The 17,826-nt window shown below is 44.2% G+C and carries 10 protein-coding genes; 2 read left to right on the top strand and 8 right to left on the bottom strand.

The genetic code is table 11. From position 1 onward, the window contains the following. Positions 1-51: 51 nt before the first annotated feature. The 4 genes from Q4592_RS04575 to Q4592_RS04560 form a co-directional block, all read right to left on the bottom strand. The gene (locus Q4592_RS04575) at positions 52-564 is read right to left on the bottom strand and encodes a hypothetical protein (RefSeq protein WP_303510335.1); all 513 of its coding nucleotides are present in this window, start codon (positions 562-564) and stop codon (positions 52-54) included. Between the two features lie 118 nt (positions 565-682). After that, positions 683-2,704 carry a methyl-accepting chemotaxis protein gene (locus tag Q4592_RS04570; protein WP_303510333.1) on the bottom strand — a complete coding sequence of 674 codons (2,022 nt, stop codon included), beginning with the start codon at positions 2,702-2,704 and terminating at the stop codon, positions 683-685. A gap of 337 nt (positions 2,705-3,041) precedes the next feature. Next, complete coding sequence (locus tag Q4592_RS04565; RefSeq protein ID WP_303510330.1) at positions 3,042-4,394, bottom strand: carbohydrate porin; 1,353 nt, start codon at positions 4,392-4,394, stop codon at positions 3,042-3,044. Positions 4,395-4,791: 397 nt separating this feature from the next. Continuing rightward, the gene (locus Q4592_RS04560) at positions 4,792-5,760 is read right to left on the bottom strand and encodes a MalM family protein (RefSeq protein WP_303510327.1); all 969 of its coding nucleotides are present in this window, start codon (positions 5,758-5,760) and stop codon (positions 4,792-4,794) included. A gap of 293 nt (positions 5,761-6,053) precedes the next feature. Here Q4592_RS04560 and Q4592_RS04555 point away from each other — a divergent pair, with 293 nt between their 5' ends. After that, positions 6,054-7,343, top strand: a complete 1,290-nt coding sequence (locus tag Q4592_RS04555) for a GGDEF domain-containing protein (protein ID WP_303510324.1) — start codon at positions 6,054-6,056, stop codon at positions 7,341-7,343. Between the two features lie 186 nt (positions 7,344-7,529). Here Q4592_RS04555 and Q4592_RS04550 read toward each other — a convergent pair whose 3' ends face one another. From Q4592_RS04550 to Q4592_RS04535, 4 genes are all read right to left on the bottom strand, one after another. Further along, positions 7,530-9,629, bottom strand: coding sequence for a carboxypeptidase regulatory-like domain-containing protein (locus Q4592_RS04550; RefSeq protein WP_368509296.1), 2,100 nt, complete (start codon positions 9,627-9,629; stop codon positions 7,530-7,532). Between the two features lie 135 nt (positions 9,630-9,764). Beyond that, positions 9,765-11,096: a glycoside hydrolase family 16 protein gene (locus Q4592_RS04545; protein WP_303510319.1), complete on the bottom strand. Its 1,332-nt coding sequence runs from the start codon at positions 11,094-11,096 to the stop codon at positions 9,765-9,767. A 162-nt stretch (positions 11,097-11,258) separates the two neighbouring features. Then, positions 11,259-13,151, bottom strand: coding sequence for a hypothetical protein (locus Q4592_RS04540; RefSeq protein WP_303510317.1), 1,893 nt, complete (start codon positions 13,149-13,151; stop codon positions 11,259-11,261). 126 nt (positions 13,152-13,277) lie between these two features. Next, the gene (locus Q4592_RS04535; RefSeq protein WP_303510314.1) at positions 13,278-15,608 is read right to left on the bottom strand and encodes a hypothetical protein; all 2,331 of its coding nucleotides are present in this window, start codon (positions 15,606-15,608) and stop codon (positions 13,278-13,280) included. 555 nt (positions 15,609-16,163) lie between these two features. Here Q4592_RS04535 and Q4592_RS04530 point away from each other — a divergent pair. After that, positions 16,164-17,801, top strand: coding sequence for an ABC transporter substrate-binding protein (locus Q4592_RS04530; RefSeq protein WP_303510312.1), 1,638 nt, complete (start codon positions 16,164-16,166; stop codon positions 17,799-17,801). Positions 17,802-17,826: the final 25 nt, after the last annotated feature.

The following is a 17,826-nucleotide window of genomic DNA, read 5'->3' as shown; positions in this document are numbered from 1 at the left end:
AAGAAAACGTAGGAGAAAGACCAAATAGCCCTACCCAATAAACGACATAACTTATAAACGTAGTGAGGCAGTAACCTTTTTCTGCTCATTACATAAGTCAGTTACTCTATTGTAAGAAGCAGCAAACCCCTCAAGTGAAATAACTTGCTTAGCAGGGATCCCTTCTCCAGCAAAGTTGGTCACTGGCTGCTCAAAACTGAGTACTTCGGTGTTTTTTAAGCTTTTAACCAGTTGGCTGGATACTTCACTATTTTGTTCAAGTGACACTAAGCGTCCGTCTAGGTACATCGTTTTAGTCGCGATGGTCAAAATGTTGTGATCAACTTTTACCCCGCCATCGGTAGCACAACTAAGTTTAAAAATACCGTAGTGATCCACCAAGCCTACTAAAGCATGAATATTGGTTTTAAGACTGCCCGCGCTAGTAAATAACTCTTTATAACTAATTTGAGCATGATTACTTATCACTTCATTGGGTTGGTTTTTCACCCTAAAGCTGTTGTAAGCCTGTAACTTAGGAGAACAAACTAATACCACTAAGCTTAAGTAAATTAACGATTTCAAAAACTCCTCCTTGTTGCTTTGTTATGGCGATAACAGCCTGTTTGATATGAGAACACCTAGCTGTTTCACGCGTATTACCGAAGAAACTGGCACATCCTTATGCCAGCACCGACCCGCCTTACACTTTAAAACCCAATACCAGTTCGTTTTGTTGATGAGCAAGCTCATCCAATTTATTGCTAACCTTCGCCACTAAGTTCATTGAGTGAGAGTTTGAATCTGCAACATGGTTAATATCTTCTAAGCTGCGTGCAATCATATTTGCAGTGGTGGTTTGTTCTTCGGCAGCATGTGCAATTTGGTAACTCATTTGGCTAATTTCGGCGATGCTGGTTTGAATATCCGTCATTGCTTTGTTGGCTTGCGCGGAGTGCTCTACACTGTTTTTCATTTCGGCCACGCAGCGCTGTATGACTTCGTTGGCGTCTTCTGACTTAGTTTGTAAGTTTTGAATCATGTCTTCAATTTCGCTGGTTGCATCGGTAGTGCGCTTGGCTAATACCCTTACTTCATCAGCCACAACAGAGAACCCTCTGCCCTGCTCGCCCGCACGTGCAGCCTCAATAGCGGCGTTTAAGGCAAGTAAGTTGGTTTGCATGGCAATTTGCTGAATCACGTCCAAAATAGAGCCAATATCTACACTCATTTGTTTAACCGCAGATACCGCTTCTACCGACTCGTTCAGTTGCCCAGACAGCAAATTGATAGTGGTGGTATTGTTACTCATCACCAAACTACCGGTGTGCACCGCTGTTTCCACATCCCCTACTTTTGCCATGGAGCTTCTAGCACTGGTTTCTACGTCTTTAACAGAATGTTCCATTTCCGTCATCGCCGTTGCTACGCTAGCAGTTTGCTGGCGCTGCTCGCCTAGTCGCGTTGTGGAGTCTGACATTGCTGACTGATTTTGTGCTGACACTTCCGCCAGATTGGTGGAGGTTAAACCCAGCTTTTGCAAAATGCTCTGCAAGTGGCTAGCCAGAGTATTGATATGTGAGCCGAGCTGTTCAAATTCAATAAACTTATTATCGTCTACCCGTTGGCGCATATCCCCATCGGTTAGCGCCTCCAAAGTAGTCAGCATTCTTTGTAATGGCTTACGCACATTTTGTGCTAACAACCACGCCAAAAACAGCAAGAAAGCACTCACCGCACCACCAATAAGTAAGGCGTGTTGGTAGCTGTCTTGATAAATGTGTTCAGCACTATCTATTGCGCTGTCTTTGAGAACTTCAGCTTCATGTCTAAATTCACCTAAAATCGCCAACGCTATATCCACTTCCTCGGCTAAAACGGCAATGTTTTGATAAAGCATGTTGCGCGACTGAACCGAGCGATAGTGCTGATCAAGCACTCCGCCTTTTTTGCCGACATCTTGAATAAACTGCGTCGTCGCTTGGTCGAAATGCTGCTTAAGTTCAGGTAACTGAGTCACCAGACCTTGGTAGGAAAAATTTAACTGAGTCACGCTACGTTTATTATCTTTCATTGCCTTAGCAATGGTTTTTATGTCGTCGCTCGCTAAGGCATCCGAGGTGGTGGTTTCGGTTTGTTTAAGTTTCTCGAAGTAACTTTTAGCCATAAGCTTTACCGCGAGATCTTGCTGGCTATTTACAAACTCGCTCATACCAAGGCGCAACTCGGTTTGTAGTTTTTGGAATCGGCGAGCAGTAATTCGACGCTCTTGTTGAGCAGCAAGCTGATTGCGGTAGTTGTTCATTGCTAACTTGGACTCAGCAAAATAACGCTGTTCTAGCGCTAACAAGGCGCTTAGCTGTTGAGCCAAGGCTGAGCCTTGCTGCGTAGCATGTTTGAGTTTATCTAAAGCTGCGATGAAATCTTGATGGTTTTGCTCAAATTTATTGGCAAATAATTGCTGGCGCTCGCTGTCTTCACTCGTGAGGAAGTCTTTAAAAGTTTTATCGGCAATCAATAAATTAACACTGGTAAGGTTGGAGTACGTCACCAAAGGTAGGGCATCAGAATTGACCAATAACAACTGTTGATGAACCCTGCTTGTGCCATTTAACATCAACACTACCGTGACAATAAACAGTGATACCATCACTGCAAAACCTATGTACATTCGCCTAACTACAGAGGTACTAGCCGATTTTTTCTTTGAGAACACTCTAATCATTACATCACCAAGAGTTAACTATATTCACTATGTCCAATATCGCGACACCAGCAATAACCACTAATAAGAACACACCAATCCAAATCACTAGGCTCACCTCTTCTTGGATAATTTGAGTAAAAAAGGGACGAGGAACAACACTAAACACACCCTTGCAACTTACAGTGTTTAGCAGTGACGTCTTTTAGTCGCGGCTTGTTCAGCTCTCTGCCGCGACTAAAAAGAACTCACCAAGTTGTATCCCCGCCTACACCCCATGAAAAAGGTAAAGAACGAAAGGAAACGTTATGAATTGCTAGCGGCCTACTACAAAAACCAGTAGGCCATGTTTACGCGATTACCACCAAACATCCGCTTGGAAACCAACAATGAAATCACTATCAGATTCACCGGACTCATTAGTGTGAGTCCAAGATTTAGGTAAGTAGGTAGCTAAGAAGCGAACTTCTGGTGCAGGCCCCATACCTGTAGGGAGAATAAAGGTTGGTGCTACAGTAATTTTCGATTGATTAGACGTTGCGCCACTCCAGTTGTTATGTACGTAACCTAACTCACCTTGCACATAAAAATGGTCACTAACAGGGAAGGTTGGACGAACCATCGCCGAGATCCAGTAATCGTAATCACCTAAGTCATTTTCATGGTGGTCGTTGTACTGAGCTTGGATAGATGGGAAGAAACCAATACCGTTATCTAAGGTATAGCCACCCCATAACAACAAACGTGCAGAAGTATCTTTTTCATCAACCATGGTCAACAGTCGATTAGCATCACCGCCGCCTGAAGCGTTGCTCCACGTCCAGTCTGGATGCTCACCTTGAAACTGCGAACCAGGGTGGTAGGCGTTATATGAGGTAATTGTTCCCGCAAGTAAGTTGCCTGAACCTAAACCTTTACCAGCTTGTGCAATAATTTTAGAAAAGCCATTGCCTGGAATACCAAAGAAACTATTTAACGTATAAATCGCGGTTAAATCGTAACCCGTCTCGGCCCACTCTTTACCATCGTAATCCCAGTTGTCCGGCATGGTTTTATACATTGCAGACAGCTCTAAAGACCCATAAGTCACGGCAAACTGAAAGGCATGCATTATGTTGTTTAGGTTTTCTAAGTTACCGGCATCATCGGTTGCCCAACGGTCGATATCTGGATCAACGCGGTCACTGGCAATATATGCAAAATCAAGTAAAGCGTCGCCCACTTCATAGCCGGTAATACCTACCCCTGTACCCGACATATCTGAGTAGAAAAAATCAGTCATAAAGATATAGTTATCTTTACCGTATTCGCGTTTACCACCCCAGAATACGCCGCTAGAAGACATTCCATCAAACTCAATAAACAACTGGCCAAAACCCATTTGGAAGGCATCAGCACTGGCGCTTAATGAACTCTCTTGGCCATAATCCCCTAAACCCACATTTACTTTTACCGAGCGTCCGTCGTCAAAGGCCCAGGTATTCGCAAAGTTAAGGCTAGCATCGTTATCTGCTTCTAAACCTAAACGGCCAAGCGTTTCTTTTTGGCCAGCAAAGTTGGCTTTTTTAAAATCGTTCTCAGCACTTGTTAGCAGCCCAGCACGAAAGTAACCATGAAACTCAAAACCTTCGGTAGACGCATTGGCACCACCAGAGAGAGACAAGCTAGACACTGCGGCTAAGCATGCAAGCGATAGTTTAGACAATTTCATTTTAACTCCATTAAAAGTCAGTATTTTCCATATAAAACAACCATCAAAAAAGTAAGCGCTTTCTTTTTATGGCCAAAAAAATGAAAATCTCCAATGCACTAAGCTCACAAAGCCGCCTTAAGAGGGCTCATTGAGGCAAAGACCAGTAAAAACACATTAAAAAACTTTCATTTTTAGTATAAATACTTAGTAAAAAACATAATGTGACCCCTTCCACACAAAAAGAAAGCGCTTACTATTTATATTTAAATGAACATTAATAAAATTAAAACAATGACTTAGGGTGATTTAGATGAGTAATTAAAAGAGATAAGTTGAGAGCTTTGTAGTATTTCCACACTCTAGTTAACTGTCGAAAGCGGTTAACTAGAGTGTGGAGATTGGGATTAACTGCGCTTTACTGTGCCTTTACAGCCTTAACAAAAACCTCATTGGCATTGATCAAACCTGCTTGTTCAGCGTCTTTAACAATTTTTAAAGCTTTATCATAGTTTCCATCGGCCACTGCTTGCTGAATCAGTTGCTCAAATATTGCCGCCACTTCTGGCTCTATGGTAGAGATCTGCGTATTGATCGTCGCAGAATTGGCGGAAATGCTATCAACACTCGATTGGCTAGGCTCAATGGTTACGGCACGAGTACTGGTAGCTACCACCGCCGCCGCTGCAACGGCCTCAGCAGATTGCTGCCCTGCAGGAATATAATCAAAAGCGAGGCGAGCCGCGCCAATAGCCGTATGCGGTATTGGCTTGTTCATATGAATTTTCATGTTCACATCAACTCTGCCAGTTTCAGCCGCCTTACTGTCTGGTGGGGTCAACTTAGTTTGCTGCTGCATTGCTTCGGTAGTGGTAAAAACCAATAGATACTTGGCCTTTTGCTGGTTGCCGTAATGGCTTGGCAACAGAATATTGCCATAGTAGCGATCTACCGTAACAATTGAGCTGGAGTCATATTTAATGGTATTGCTATCAAATAATTGTAAAGGTTGATGCTCTTCATCAAGCACTAAGATAGAAGGCACAAACACACTATTTACAATAGGCGCTGATACATCAATATTTATGGCCCCCACCGCGTTTGGCAGCTCAAAGGCCTTAACAAATGAGCGGCCAGAGCTAAAGCTAAATACCGGGTCACTCGCGGTAATAGTGAAGTCTAACTTACCTGGTGCTGTCACTAACTGGTAATCGAACTGCGTTAAGGAGTCACAGCAGATCGGTGCCCGTGCTAAGGCTGCATAGCCCTCCTCTGGAGACACCTTTTGAATCTCTTGAGTATCGTCGGTGCCATAGTCCACCACCATGTTTTGATTGCTACAGGCAGCTAACGCTAACATCATACTCGCGGCCAAAATGGTTTTCATAACTATTCCCTTTGTTTCTAGCAATACCCGCCAGCGTAAGCTATATGGGACTTCAAAGCCCAATACACCCTCGCTGCTTATTGCTTTTTAATGTGTGCAACTTGGCATTTCTTAGTAAAAATACCGACAGAGTTCACGTTCGACACAGCAAAGTAAGCGCTTTCTTTTTATCAATGTAATAATTCTGCAGGTAAATACAAGGCAAATATGAACCAAAAGCACATTTTGTGAGCTACCTACAAGGTCACACTCACGCCAATATGCTCCACACAAAACCATGAGGCATCACTGTAATGAAGGTTTGTCGACAAGAGATCTACTACCCTTTGTTGGTGATATTCACCATAAGCCTTATGTTATGGCAACAATTTGGTATGGATATCACTCTCACCTACCCGGTTAATCAGCACGTTGATGCAACACTGCTTAACGATGACATAAACGGCGGAGCATCCATTGGCACTATTTCTACTCAAAACGACAGCCTAAGCCTGCGCTGCAAAACAGTCAGTTCCAATACCTTCCCTTTTTGTAGCATGCTGATACCACTGGCCTCAAAACAAAGCCAATATGCAGACCTCTCTAAGTTCGACACCTTAAACATAGACTTAACCACCGTTGATTTAAAGCGCGATACAGTGCTGATTTACTTGCTCAATCATGAGCAGAATTTACCCAACGGCGTCGATAAAATCAGTCATACTCGCGCCAATATTCAAGCTATTAACCCTACGATTGGCCGCGCTCAATATCGCTTAGCGCTAAATCAGTTTTATGTGCCTTCGTGGTGGGTATTTGCTAAACCCTTCAACATAGACACTGCAGCCAAACTAGACAACGTAGAATATTTACAAATAGCCACTGGTGACAGCCGCTCACTCAAAGACCTTGAGATAGCCCTACATGCTTTTAGCTTTAGTGGTAAATGGATCAATGCTAAAGACTTGTACTTTTTACTGCTTTCACTGTGGATAGCAAGCATCGTAGTACACGCCATTTACCTTGCCGGTAAAATGCATAGCAAATACATCACATCTAAAAGCAAAGCTGAAGAGCTTAATAAAATCAATAGCTTTCTAAGTATTGAGCGCGATAAATACAAAACGATGGCCAAGCATGATCCATTAACCAAGTTGCTTAATCGAGCTGGCTTAAGTGGGTCACTATCTAAATTAATGAGCGAGTTTTCTCATTCTTCTCAAGCAGCCAGTTTAATCATGTTTGATATTGACCACTTCAAACTGATAAATGACCAGCATGGCCACGATACTGGAGACCAAGTATTGATATCTATCAGCCAAAAAGTATCTGAGATGATTAGAGATCAAGACGTATTTGCCCGTTGGGGTGGCGAAGAGTTTGTGATTGTTTGCCCCAATACCCAATTACAAGGAGCCTGTGTATTAGCCGAGAATGTAAGAGCCCAAATAGCGAATAGTCAGCTCATACACCAAGGCCAGGTTACCAGCTCCTTTGGTGTGGCACAGTTGAACTCTGCAAACATAGATACTTGGTTTAAGCGGGCCGACGAAGCCTTATACAAAGCGAAAACAGCTGGACGAAACCGAGTTGAGTTAAGTTAAGCCTCCCTTGTTAATGTTTTTCTGAGCCGCTCAAGATAATGTAGCGCTAAATGAATGTGTAGAAAGAGCCCAATGAAATAACACCAAACTCTTTTATCTGGCTCAGCACTCTTATCATTTGACTCACCATATCAAGCAGTGAAAAAGGAAGCATAGGCTTCCTTTTATCCAATTCAGCCTCAGTATTTAGTAGAAGTAAATGTTGTCTAAATACACACTGTCGCTAGTGGTTCCCCATAACTGCACACCTAATTGCGACAGACTAGCGGCATCAAATGATCCTGGTTGAACCATGTCAGTAAATACCAATTCAACACTGACCCATTGCTCGGTGACCACCGGCAACATGGTATGAATGACTGGTCCTGTCGCCGAAACCACTTGAAATACTGCTTGGCTAACACCACGGGTGGCATACATATCAAAACGTAAACCGGTCATCGCTGAAGCATCAAGCACTCCATCTTGAATACCAAATTGAATACCTGTAACTCCACCTTCCACCCCATCAGGAATTATCTGCAAACGCGCAACATTATTGCCCGCTAATTGTATTTCGCTATAGCTTGGCGCATTCCACCAGTTATCAGACCAATAAGAGATCGGCTTATCTACCAACAAGCTATCGCTGTACAAAACCAATACATCCTCATCACTCACACTTGGATTATCTGCGGCAACACTTGGAGCCGGATTTTCTGCTGTTAGTACTATCTCTAGAGTGGCGTCTCCGCCCAATAGTTGTTGGTTCTGTTGTGCTGCGCCAAAGCCGCTGGCATCCGCTTTAACCTTATGCTCGCCTTCTGCAAGCGTGAGATAAGCTACACCACTGGTGTTGGTTGTTGCAGTTTGCTCTCCCACCGTAACCAGCGCACCAGAGATAGCTTGAGCAGACGGGTTCAATACTGTTACTGCTAATTCAAAGACATTTGATTGGCCTGAAAAATAGAGGTTGTCCAAGAATACGGCTTTGCCCTGCTCTCCCCACAACTTAATTCCAGCCATTGTTAAACTTGCAGGATTGAGCACCCCATCGCCGTCCCCGTCAGCGTCTTGCATAGCGGCAAAAGGAATTTGATAAGACACCCATTGCTCGGTTTGCGGCGAGGCTACGGTATATAAGGCTGAACCATCATTAGAGACTAGATGGATCTCCATACGACTAATGCCCGTCTCTAGATACACATCTAAGTTCATATTCACGTGAGAAGAGGCGTCAACACTGCCATTTTCAATGCCAAATTCAATCCCAGTTACACCGCCTTCAACACCTAAACCAGCAATCTCATAACGGGCGTAATCGTTATCATCTATTGCCCCAGGAGAGTAAAATGGCGCACTCCACCAATTAGCATTCCATACCGATACATAATGATCTTGAGGTAAACTATCGCTAAAAATAACCACTGCTTCGTTATCTGCTAACGCAGGTGGTTGGGGGGCCGCAGCGCTTGGCTGGCTAGTGATCATTTCTTGGCTTAACAAATAAACGTCGCTTAGACCCAAGCTGTCACTAATGCTGCTATCAAAAATCAATCCAAGCCAAGTGAGCTGACTAAAGCCATAAGGTAGAGGAACTTCCATTTCTAGCCACCCATCATCTAATGGCGCGCCAGTACTTAAGGCGTAAGCGATTTTCGACTCTGGGTTACTCGGCCCCTGCAATACCACTTCTACGGCGGTAAATGAGTTAGCTTTTACTTTAAATTTGAGGTGAGTATAAGCATCAATCGCTACCGCGTTTTCGGGTTCGTTACCCCAAGCAATAGCCGCCTTGTTTCCCCAAACGGTACCGCTCGTAATATTAAGGGCTTTGCCTATATTTGGGTCCGTCACATCGCTTATTACACTGCCAGAGCCCCAATTATCGCCCCAATGTTCAATGCTGTAAGAGCTATCGTTATCGGAATGAAAAACGTATAAAGGTCCACTCACAGTAGGCAACGCCTCTAAGCTAAGAGTTAAGCTTACATCTTGCTCGCCAATCTCAATGGCTTGCTGGTGAGCTTGATAACCCGCCAAGCTCACGCTTAAGGAATAGCTGCCAACAGCCAGTTCAAAGCTAGAGTATCCTTGCTGGTCACTCGCTTGAGCTTGCTCTGCAATGCTAACCTGAGCATCAGCTAATGGTAACTGGCTATTGGCATCTAACACGGTAACGGTAATTTGATAACTCTCTTGTGGCTCTGCGCCAGGGTCTGAAGCATTGTCGCTGTTACTGCCTCCACACCCTACTACTAGGGCGAAACACGCTGCCAAAATATACGTCTTAAGCATTTCAATCATCACTAATATCCTTATTAATTTTAACAAATTTCAGGTACAAAAGTGCCTACCCGGTTGGGGACAACAAGGCGAAAAAAAGCTTGGTTAAGCCCTTAGGACTTAACCAACAAAGTGGAATTGCGCTTTAATCAGCGCTTATTTGAGGTGTTTTCTACGGATAAACAGCAAGCTGACCAAACTAAACAGGCTTATCAAACCGAAGCTACCGCCGCCCGAGTCACCGTCTGATTGAGGATCCGACGGCTCAGTAGTGGCTTGTACGGTAAAATCTAAGCCATCGCGAGTTATCAATTGGTTGTTGGAGTTGTGCTCTAAACTCACTTGCAGGGAGTAGCTGCCATCAAGCATAGAGGCGGGTTCAAACTGCAAAGTAGTGCCTTGCATCTGCGGACTAGGCAGTTCATCGGCTTGCCAATATAAACTGTAGTTGTCTAAAGGTTCTTCACCTTGCTCTATGCTTGCGGTTACTGTAACCAGGCCACCTGCGGGATTAACCAAGCGCGTATCAACACCGCCTTGAGTTAAGCTAAGTTCAACACTGGCTAAGCTATCATTGGGTTCGGAATCATTTGCTCTCGGTGCATTTTCATCACAGTAGCTAGCATCACTACTATCACTCAATTGGCAATGGGCAATATAGTCAACTTCCATGGTGGCCAGCTGCAAGTTAGGGTCAATAAAGCCGCCTAAGTTGCCCCCCATGGCCAGATTAAGCAATACAAACATAGGCTCTTGGTATTGGCTACAGCCACTAATATCTTGGCTAACCACTAAGATTTCATCTACATAAAAATCAATCTTATCTTGAGTCCACTCCATGGCGTATTTATGCCAATTAAGAACATCAGAACCACCATTTGGATAACTGTAACGGTGCTCTTCACCACAACTGGACACATTAAAAAAGTTAGTAATATAGGTATTAGGCTCGTTAGAGAACCATTCCCATACATCAATTTCACCTGCGCCTACATTGGGCCAATTTACATTATCACCATCACCTTTAAGGGGTTGCTCAGAAATGCGGTTTTCTAGCATCCAAAATGCTGGCCAAGTACCCGCTTCTAGGTTGTGGAAACGGATCCTTGATTCAACACGGCCATAAAGAAACTCTTGCTTATCTTTTGAGTTTAAACGCCCAGATGTCCAGGTTTTTTGTTGCCCACCTAAGGTGGCACAATTTTGCGTTTGTTTGCGGGCGATGATTTTTAAGGTACCGTCCGATACCTCATAGTTACGCGCAGCGGAATAATCATCATCGGTATAACATTGCACTTCGTTGTTATAATTGGCCTGCGTTTGGGCAGTCCAATTACTCCAATCAACTCGGCTTCCCTCAAAAGAATCTATCCACTGTACTTCCCAGCCAGCTGAGGCTGACTGCGTAAGGGCAAAAAACAAACCAGCCATCATTGCTGTTTTCTTAGTTACAGTAAGGCCGTTAATTGCATGTGCTTGAGTAAACATCTTGCTCACTATCCTTGATTTAAGCTGACCCGATCCGCTGCGTAGCTGAACACTACTGGGCGAAACGGTGAGATATAAAAAAGGCGATGATAAAACAGGTTTAATCATCGCCTCTGGCTTACGCGCTAACGACTGGTACGCTAGCTAATGGTTAGAGGCGCTTTACTCTAACCAAGAGATGTTACGAATCTCTATATTGCTTAGGGTTGGCGCACTGCCACCTGATTCAGCATAAAGATCCGCAATCGTGAACGGTGAATTAACCACACTTAGATCGGCAGCAGCAAAATTAGAGAAGCTACTTAAATCAATAGTATGCTCAACCCACTGGTCAGTTAGGGTATAACCTTGGCCTTCGTTAAAACGTACCCAATGGTTAGTGCCGCCCGACGCAGTGGTTTGGAACCCAAGGTAGAAGCCATAAGCGGCATCGCCTTTAATTTCAAACGTAACCTGCGTAGAACTTGAAAGGTTTGTAGTTTCTCCTGGAATACCTACCCCAGCGCCCCAGCCCCAATCTTTGGCAGTTGCAGGATCTGAAGCAATAGTAAGTACGCCGGTGGCGTCATCAACACCCGCCCATGCGGTAGCTGGGCTGTCCCAACCATAGGCAACAGCTCCCTCATACAGAGCAGTGCTCAGCACAACAAACTCACCCTCTTCAGGAGGGGTAACAACAGGAGCGTAAGGAGGAGGTAAAATGGTGGCCATTAAAGTAGCGAAATCGCCACCAAAACTCGCAGTAAACGACGATACATCACCACGGGTTAAACCCGCGCTATTTAACGCCGCGACTTTATCCCAGGCTAAATACTTAACGTTGCCGTCAATATCAATTAAACCAAAGTGTTTCTCTGAATGATTAGGGTTACTTTCATCACCTTTCCACGGCTCATCAAACGCTTGGAAGAAAAACAGCGATGCACCAAATTCATTGGTAAAGGTACGCATCGCATCGTAAAAGGCTTTTTGCTTATATTCATCAGCCGCTTGTGTGCCACCCGCACCAAAGTTCTCATTTGAAACCGTAGACCAACCGGTTTCACCAATGTGAATTTGCTTGCTTGAATCAATGCCATTGATGAAGTCTTGTGCCACTTTAATTTGCGACAAAGTATGCTGGTAAGCTTTTTCCATTGCTGAATCAACTTGCTCTTGCACGCTTAAGTCTTGTTCGTTGGCAGGTACTTTCCAATCAGCTGAAAAAGTAGGGTCGTATAGGGTGTCGTGGTGCGCATAGGTATGCAAAGACACATAATCCACCGCTTCAATAAGTGCGATAAGATCAGCTTGCTCACCAATATTGGCACTGTCGTCGATCCCTGCCCAAACAGCGTGGTTATCAGAACTGGTAATCCAAATATTGGCCACCGATGGATTCTCAGATTTCCATTGCTGTAAATCGTTAACGTGGCCAAGAATAATGCCCGGTACTACATGGTATTCAGCCCAGTTAACCATTGCTTCATTACCTACAGCAATCACCTTAATGATCTCTGGGTACGCTAGCGCAAGGGCTTTAGCTTTGGCCATTTCTAAGGCGTTTTCTGGATTTTCTTGGTCATGAATGACTTGTTGATCAGTCCAAGAGTTTAAGGCATCAACCCATACTCCTAACTGCACATACATTTCAAAAGACTCATCGTCGGCCATCAGCTCTGATATGGCTTGCAATAAGTTCTCGGTATTACTTTTACCATCAAGACCAATAAAGCCTTGAGTGTTGTAGGTGCGAAGCATTTTAATGCCCATGGCCGATAATATTTGCATGTCTTCTTTATGCATATCAACCGTGGGGACATTAGCACCACTTTCTCTCACTGTTGAACGCCAAGCACCATAAGAAATAGCTAAGTAATCAGGATTACCTAATATTACATCGCCATTTAGCGCGCTTGGATACGCATCGCCAGGGCTAGGTTGAGGAGCAAGCTCGGTGCCCGTTCCCGGTCCAGTGCCAGGATCACCCGATTCCCCAAGAGGTTCATCGGCACACGCCACCATTAACACCGACATGGCGGCCAGCAAAATTGATTTTAAACTACATATTTTCATCTTTTTTCCACCAGTTAAATTGAAACAATTAACCTGATTTTTCCTTGAAAATGAGAATCCGTTTAGCGCATTCTCGGTGACAGTTTAAGAAGGAGCCACTTTGCAAAGCGGCTCCTCAACGAAAAGTTACGGTTGAGCACTAAAGCTGATGTTGTCGAAGTACATCACTGCGTCAGCAGGGCGAACTTCTACGATAGGGTCATCAAAGTCGGGGAATACAACCACTTCAATCATGTTTCCCTGGGCAGCAGCTGCGGCAAACTCTGGGTGCTGACTGAAATCAAAGGTCAGCTCTTCCCATTCGCCTACCTTAGTGTTGCTAGCAATAATTTCGGCTCCCCATTGATTAGCCGCGGCTAACTTAAGACGTACCGCACTGATTTTGTCTTTATAAACCATCATCTTCACGGTGCTGTTGCTGGCGTTAAGCTCAAAACCTTCTACAGATTTAGTCACTGCGCCAGCCCAAGGTGCGCCAGCTGCACGAGCGGTGATTTTAGCCACCGTAGCAGAGCTGTTTACGCCCGACGTATCGGGATTAGCAACAAACTCCATCACTGGGTTGTCGTCATTCTCAAAAACTTCCCAACTTAAGGTTTTGGTCTCAAAATCAATGCCTTCATCGATGGTAACCATAGTGTCATCGCCAGCAATCGGTGCTTCGGTGCCACCGGTGGAAGAAACTTGAACATTATCGACCAAGTATTTAGAACCAATGCCGGTTCCCCATGCAGGGAAGATCATCACTACATCAATCGCACTAAGATCTACACCTGCTGTTTGTAAGGCCGCTAAATCAACACTGTAATGCTTCCAAGTATCTAGTTCTGGCAGCTCAGCAAGGCTAAGTTCGGCAAAACTAGTACCACCGTTTGATTCAACTTTAAATTTCCAATCGCTAGCTCCACCCTCGGCGGTCAATTTCAGATCAAAGGATATAGATCCCCCATTTGACCAAGCACTCGCATCAATAGGTGATCCGTCGGTAGCACCGTGGTCGGCACGACTACTAAAGCCATTGACCTGCTCACCCACTACCTCAAACTCGGTGGCGGCTCCATAATTGGCATCACTATCGGTAACAACAGGAGGAGTAGTTCCACCGCAGCAATCCCACGCTAGCCAGCTTGGGTTAGCCACATCATTAAAGATAACCACAGACTCACCTGCTGGTGGGTCTACTGGGTCTACTGGGTCTACTGGGTCTACTGGGTCTACTGGGTCTACTGGGTCTACTGGGTCTACTGGGTCAGTAGTGGATTCTTGTTCAACAAAGGTCACGTCATCCCAATAAAAAACTTTGTCTTCACTGGCATCCACCAAAAAGTCGAAGAAAATAGACTTTTTATTAAAGGTAAACTCGGGGTTAAGTTGCTGAGTACCTTCGGCTACATTGGTAAAGTCAAAACTCAGTTTTTCCCACGCATCAGCCACCGTGGTATAAACGCGAACCTCAGCAGTTTGCGTGTCGTCGTCGGCATTTTCTACTTTCAGTAGCACTGGCACGCCCGATTCCGGTGAGTACACCCAAACGCTAATAATGCTGCGGTCTTGAGTGATTGCCAGGGTTGAGGTATCGCCTAACGTGGTACCAGCCCAATCTTCAGCTGCTGCTGCTTTGGTGGTTTTAATTACGGTAGCGCTAGTGCTAAATGCCGTAATGTCACTTAATGCAGGGTTGGTAGCCGATAGCTCAGTAATCGCACCGCCAAAGTCAGTCATAGGTAAATCAAGCGATAGCTTAGTACCGCTGTCAGCATCTGGATTCGTTGGCTCGGCTGGGTCTAGCGGATCAGTAGTATTACCGTCTGCCACAAACTCTACATTGTCTACGCGGTAAACTGCACCCTCACCTTCACTCCAAGCTGGGTAGATTAAGATGTTATCAATGTTACTTAGGTCTAAGCCTTGGGTCGCTAAATCGGCTAGGTTTACACTAACGTGTTGCCAAGTATCTAACACTGGGGCGGTGATCATTACTTCAACTTCTTCACCGCCAGCATCATTTTGAATGCCGCCATTACTTTCTAATTTAAATGCCCAGTTAACATCGCCTGGACTGGCTGTCATTTTAAAGTCGAACTCCAAAGTACCAGCGCTTTCCATCGCACTCACATCTAGAGCACCACGTTCACTATCACGTACAAAACCTAAAACCGCAGGCTGAGCATTAATAGCAAACTCGGTCACCATGCCGTAGTCACTAAGTTCAATGGGGTTAGTTGGCGTGGTACCACCACAACAGTCCCATGCAGGCCAAAAAGGGTTTACCGCGTTATTAAATACAATTAGGTCATTGCCTACGGGATCAGTAGGTTCAACAGGATCAGTTGGCTCTACGGGATTTGCTGGAGTTTCATCATTCGCCACTTCATCAGCGCAACCACTTAAAGCGAGAGCCAAAGCAGCAGCTAGCACTGCATTAGCCAATTTGAATTTGTTGTTTGTCACAGTCATTCCATGTGTCCTTGATAGTTATTAACGTCATGTTTTAACTAAAAAACGGATTATTTTTGCCTCCCAAAAAAGAAAGCGCTTACTTTTAAGAGGTTAAAAAAAGACTTTTCAGTCATCTTTTTTTCACCAAAGCATTGTTATATCCGTAATGCTACACCGCCATCACAGCTACGAATAAACAATAAACACGCTGAGCTGTACAGATTTACTGCTAGGCTCAATACAAAAAATAGAAGCGCGTCACGAAAAGTAAGCGTTTTCAAAACAAACTCTAAAAAACACAACAAATAGACTAACAAGATAAAAAGCATTGAATGACAAAGACACAAAAAACCTCGTGGAACTACGTAAAAAGAACCAAAAAGACCATAAAACCCAACCAAATGTGACCAATGTAGAAAATTACGCGCCGTTCCATTGCCTCTATTTCAATTCTGAAATAGAGTCAGTGAAAAGAAAGCGCTTTCTTTTTGAGGTTTATAGCCAATAGGCCATCGTAAACCTTCTAAATTTGCAGCGCCTATTACTAGAGTGCCGATAAAAAAGGATTATCTAATGCAGAGCAAAACGGTTTTATCTTCAATTATTTGCGGCTTAATGTTGTCATCAGCAAGTGTTTTAGCCAGCGACATTAAACAAGGGGGAACTCTTACAGTACCTATTATTGGTACTGGTTTTGTAGAGAACTACAACCCCTATACATCTAAAGACTTGTTACACGGAGTGATGTTTGAACCGCTCATGGTGTTCAACAATATGACAGGTAAAACCGAGTGGCGTTTAGCTGAATCAGCGACTTACTCCGATGACCTAACATCAATTGAGCTGAAACTTCGTAAGGGCTTGAAGTGGTCTGACGGTAGTCCACTTACTGCAAAAGATGTTGCCTACAGCTTTACCATGACGAAAGAAAATGGCGCCTTTGACCAACGTGGTATCTGGACAGATGGTAACCTTATTAGCATTGAAGCAACAGACGACAGCACTGTTGTGTTTAAACTCACCGAAGCAGATTCAACCTTTATCTGGAATTTGGAAAAGTACCATATCATTCCAGAAAAAGTGTGGAGCAAAGCCAGTAACCTGACAACGTTCACTAACCCTAACCCAATTGGCAGCGGTCCAATGACCGAAGTGAAATATGTAAAAACACAACAAATGGAACTGTGCCGCAACCCTCACTATTACTTAGACGGATTACCTCATCTAGATTGTATTACCTACCGCTCATACAACGACAACTCTCAGATTCAACCGGCCTTAATGAAAGGGGAAATTGACTGGGGCTCTAACTTTATTGCCGATATCGACAATACTTTTGTTGCCGCCAGCCCGGAAAATCATCACTACTGGTATCCAGCAAATGATGCCATTCATTTGTATGTAAATACCAAAGAAGCTCCATTTAGTGATTTAGAATTACGTAAAGCCTTGTCTATTGCCCTTGATAGAGAGTCCATTGTTGATATCGCCGCCTACGGCTACCCAACAGTTAACTTTAATGCAGGTGGTATTGGTGAGTTATATAGCACCTATATTGATGCCGACGTAACCGCTAAGTACAAAGACTTAACCACCTACAATCCAGAGAAAGCGAATCAAATGCTTGACGCTGCTGGGTACGTAGACAAAAACAATGATGGCTTCCGCCAAACCAAAGATGGTAAGCGCATTGAGTTTGATATTGAGGTAGTGAACGGTTGGACCGATTGGATCCAAGTGGTTCAAATGGTCACCGAGTATTACGAAGAAGTTGGCATTAAAGCCAATGTTAAAACCGTAGATTGGGCAGTTTACGACTCTTCTCTAAAAGACAGCACTTACAAAATGGCGATTAACTGGTCGTTAGTGGCTACCCACCCTATTTTGGCTTATCAAGATTACTACTCTAGCTCTCGCGTTGGTAAAACTTGGCATGGTGGTCATGGTGTTCACACACCAGAAATTGATGCACTAATTGAAAGCTTTGGTCAAACCAACGACAGCGCCGAGCAAGCCGATATCATCAAGCAACTGCAAGTATTTTCAGCTGAGAACTTACCGTTTATTCCACTGTTCTCTAACCCTACTTGGTTCCAATACAACAGCTCTAAAATTGTTGGTTGGCCAAATGCCGAAAACCCATATGTACAACCAGTATGGTACGACGGCGGCAAGCGCGTATTAATAATTAACAATCTTCACCTTAAGTAGTACACCGCAGAGAGCCACATTGTGG

Source organism: Agarivorans sp. 1_MG-2023, assembly GCF_030548385.1.
GTDB lineage: Bacteria > Pseudomonadota > Gammaproteobacteria > Enterobacterales > Celerinatantimonadaceae > Agarivorans.
The sequence above is the reverse complement of the archived record's forward strand: the minus strand, read 5'-3'. Positions and strand labels throughout refer to the sequence as shown.

What these genes read in the sequence shown, in the direction of transcription:
- Q4592_RS04570 (WP_303510333.1), bottom strand. Translation starts at nt 2,704, where the DNA reads ATGATTAGAGTGTTCTCAAAGAAAAAATCGGCTAGTACCTCTGTAGTT.
- Q4592_RS04565 (WP_303510330.1), bottom strand. Translation starts at nt 4,394, where the DNA reads ATGAAATTGTCTAAACTATCGCTTGCATGCTTAGCCGCAGTGTCTAGC.
- Q4592_RS04560 (WP_303510327.1), bottom strand. Translation starts at nt 5,760, where the DNA reads ATGAAAACCATTTTGGCCGCGAGTATGATGTTAGCGTTAGCTGCCTGT.
- Q4592_RS04555 (WP_303510324.1), top strand. Translation starts at nt 6,054, where the DNA reads ATGAAGGTTTGTCGACAAGAGATCTACTACCCTTTGTTGGTGATATTC.
- Q4592_RS04550 (WP_368509296.1), bottom strand. Translation starts at nt 9,629, where the DNA reads ATGATTGAAATGCTTAAGACGTATATTTTGGCAGCGTGTTTCGCCCTA.
- Q4592_RS04545 (WP_303510319.1), bottom strand. Translation starts at nt 11,096, where the DNA reads ATGTTTACTCAAGCACATGCAATTAACGGCCTTACTGTAACTAAGAAA.
- Q4592_RS04540 (WP_303510317.1), bottom strand. Translation starts at nt 13,151, where the DNA reads ATGAAAATATGTAGTTTAAAATCAATTTTGCTGGCCGCCATGTCGGTG.
- Q4592_RS04535 (WP_303510314.1), bottom strand. Translation starts at nt 15,608, where the DNA reads ATGACTGTGACAAACAACAAATTCAAATTGGCTAATGCAGTGCTAGCT.
- Q4592_RS04530 (WP_303510312.1), top strand. Translation starts at nt 16,164, where the DNA reads ATGCAGAGCAAAACGGTTTTATCTTCAATTATTTGCGGCTTAATGTTG.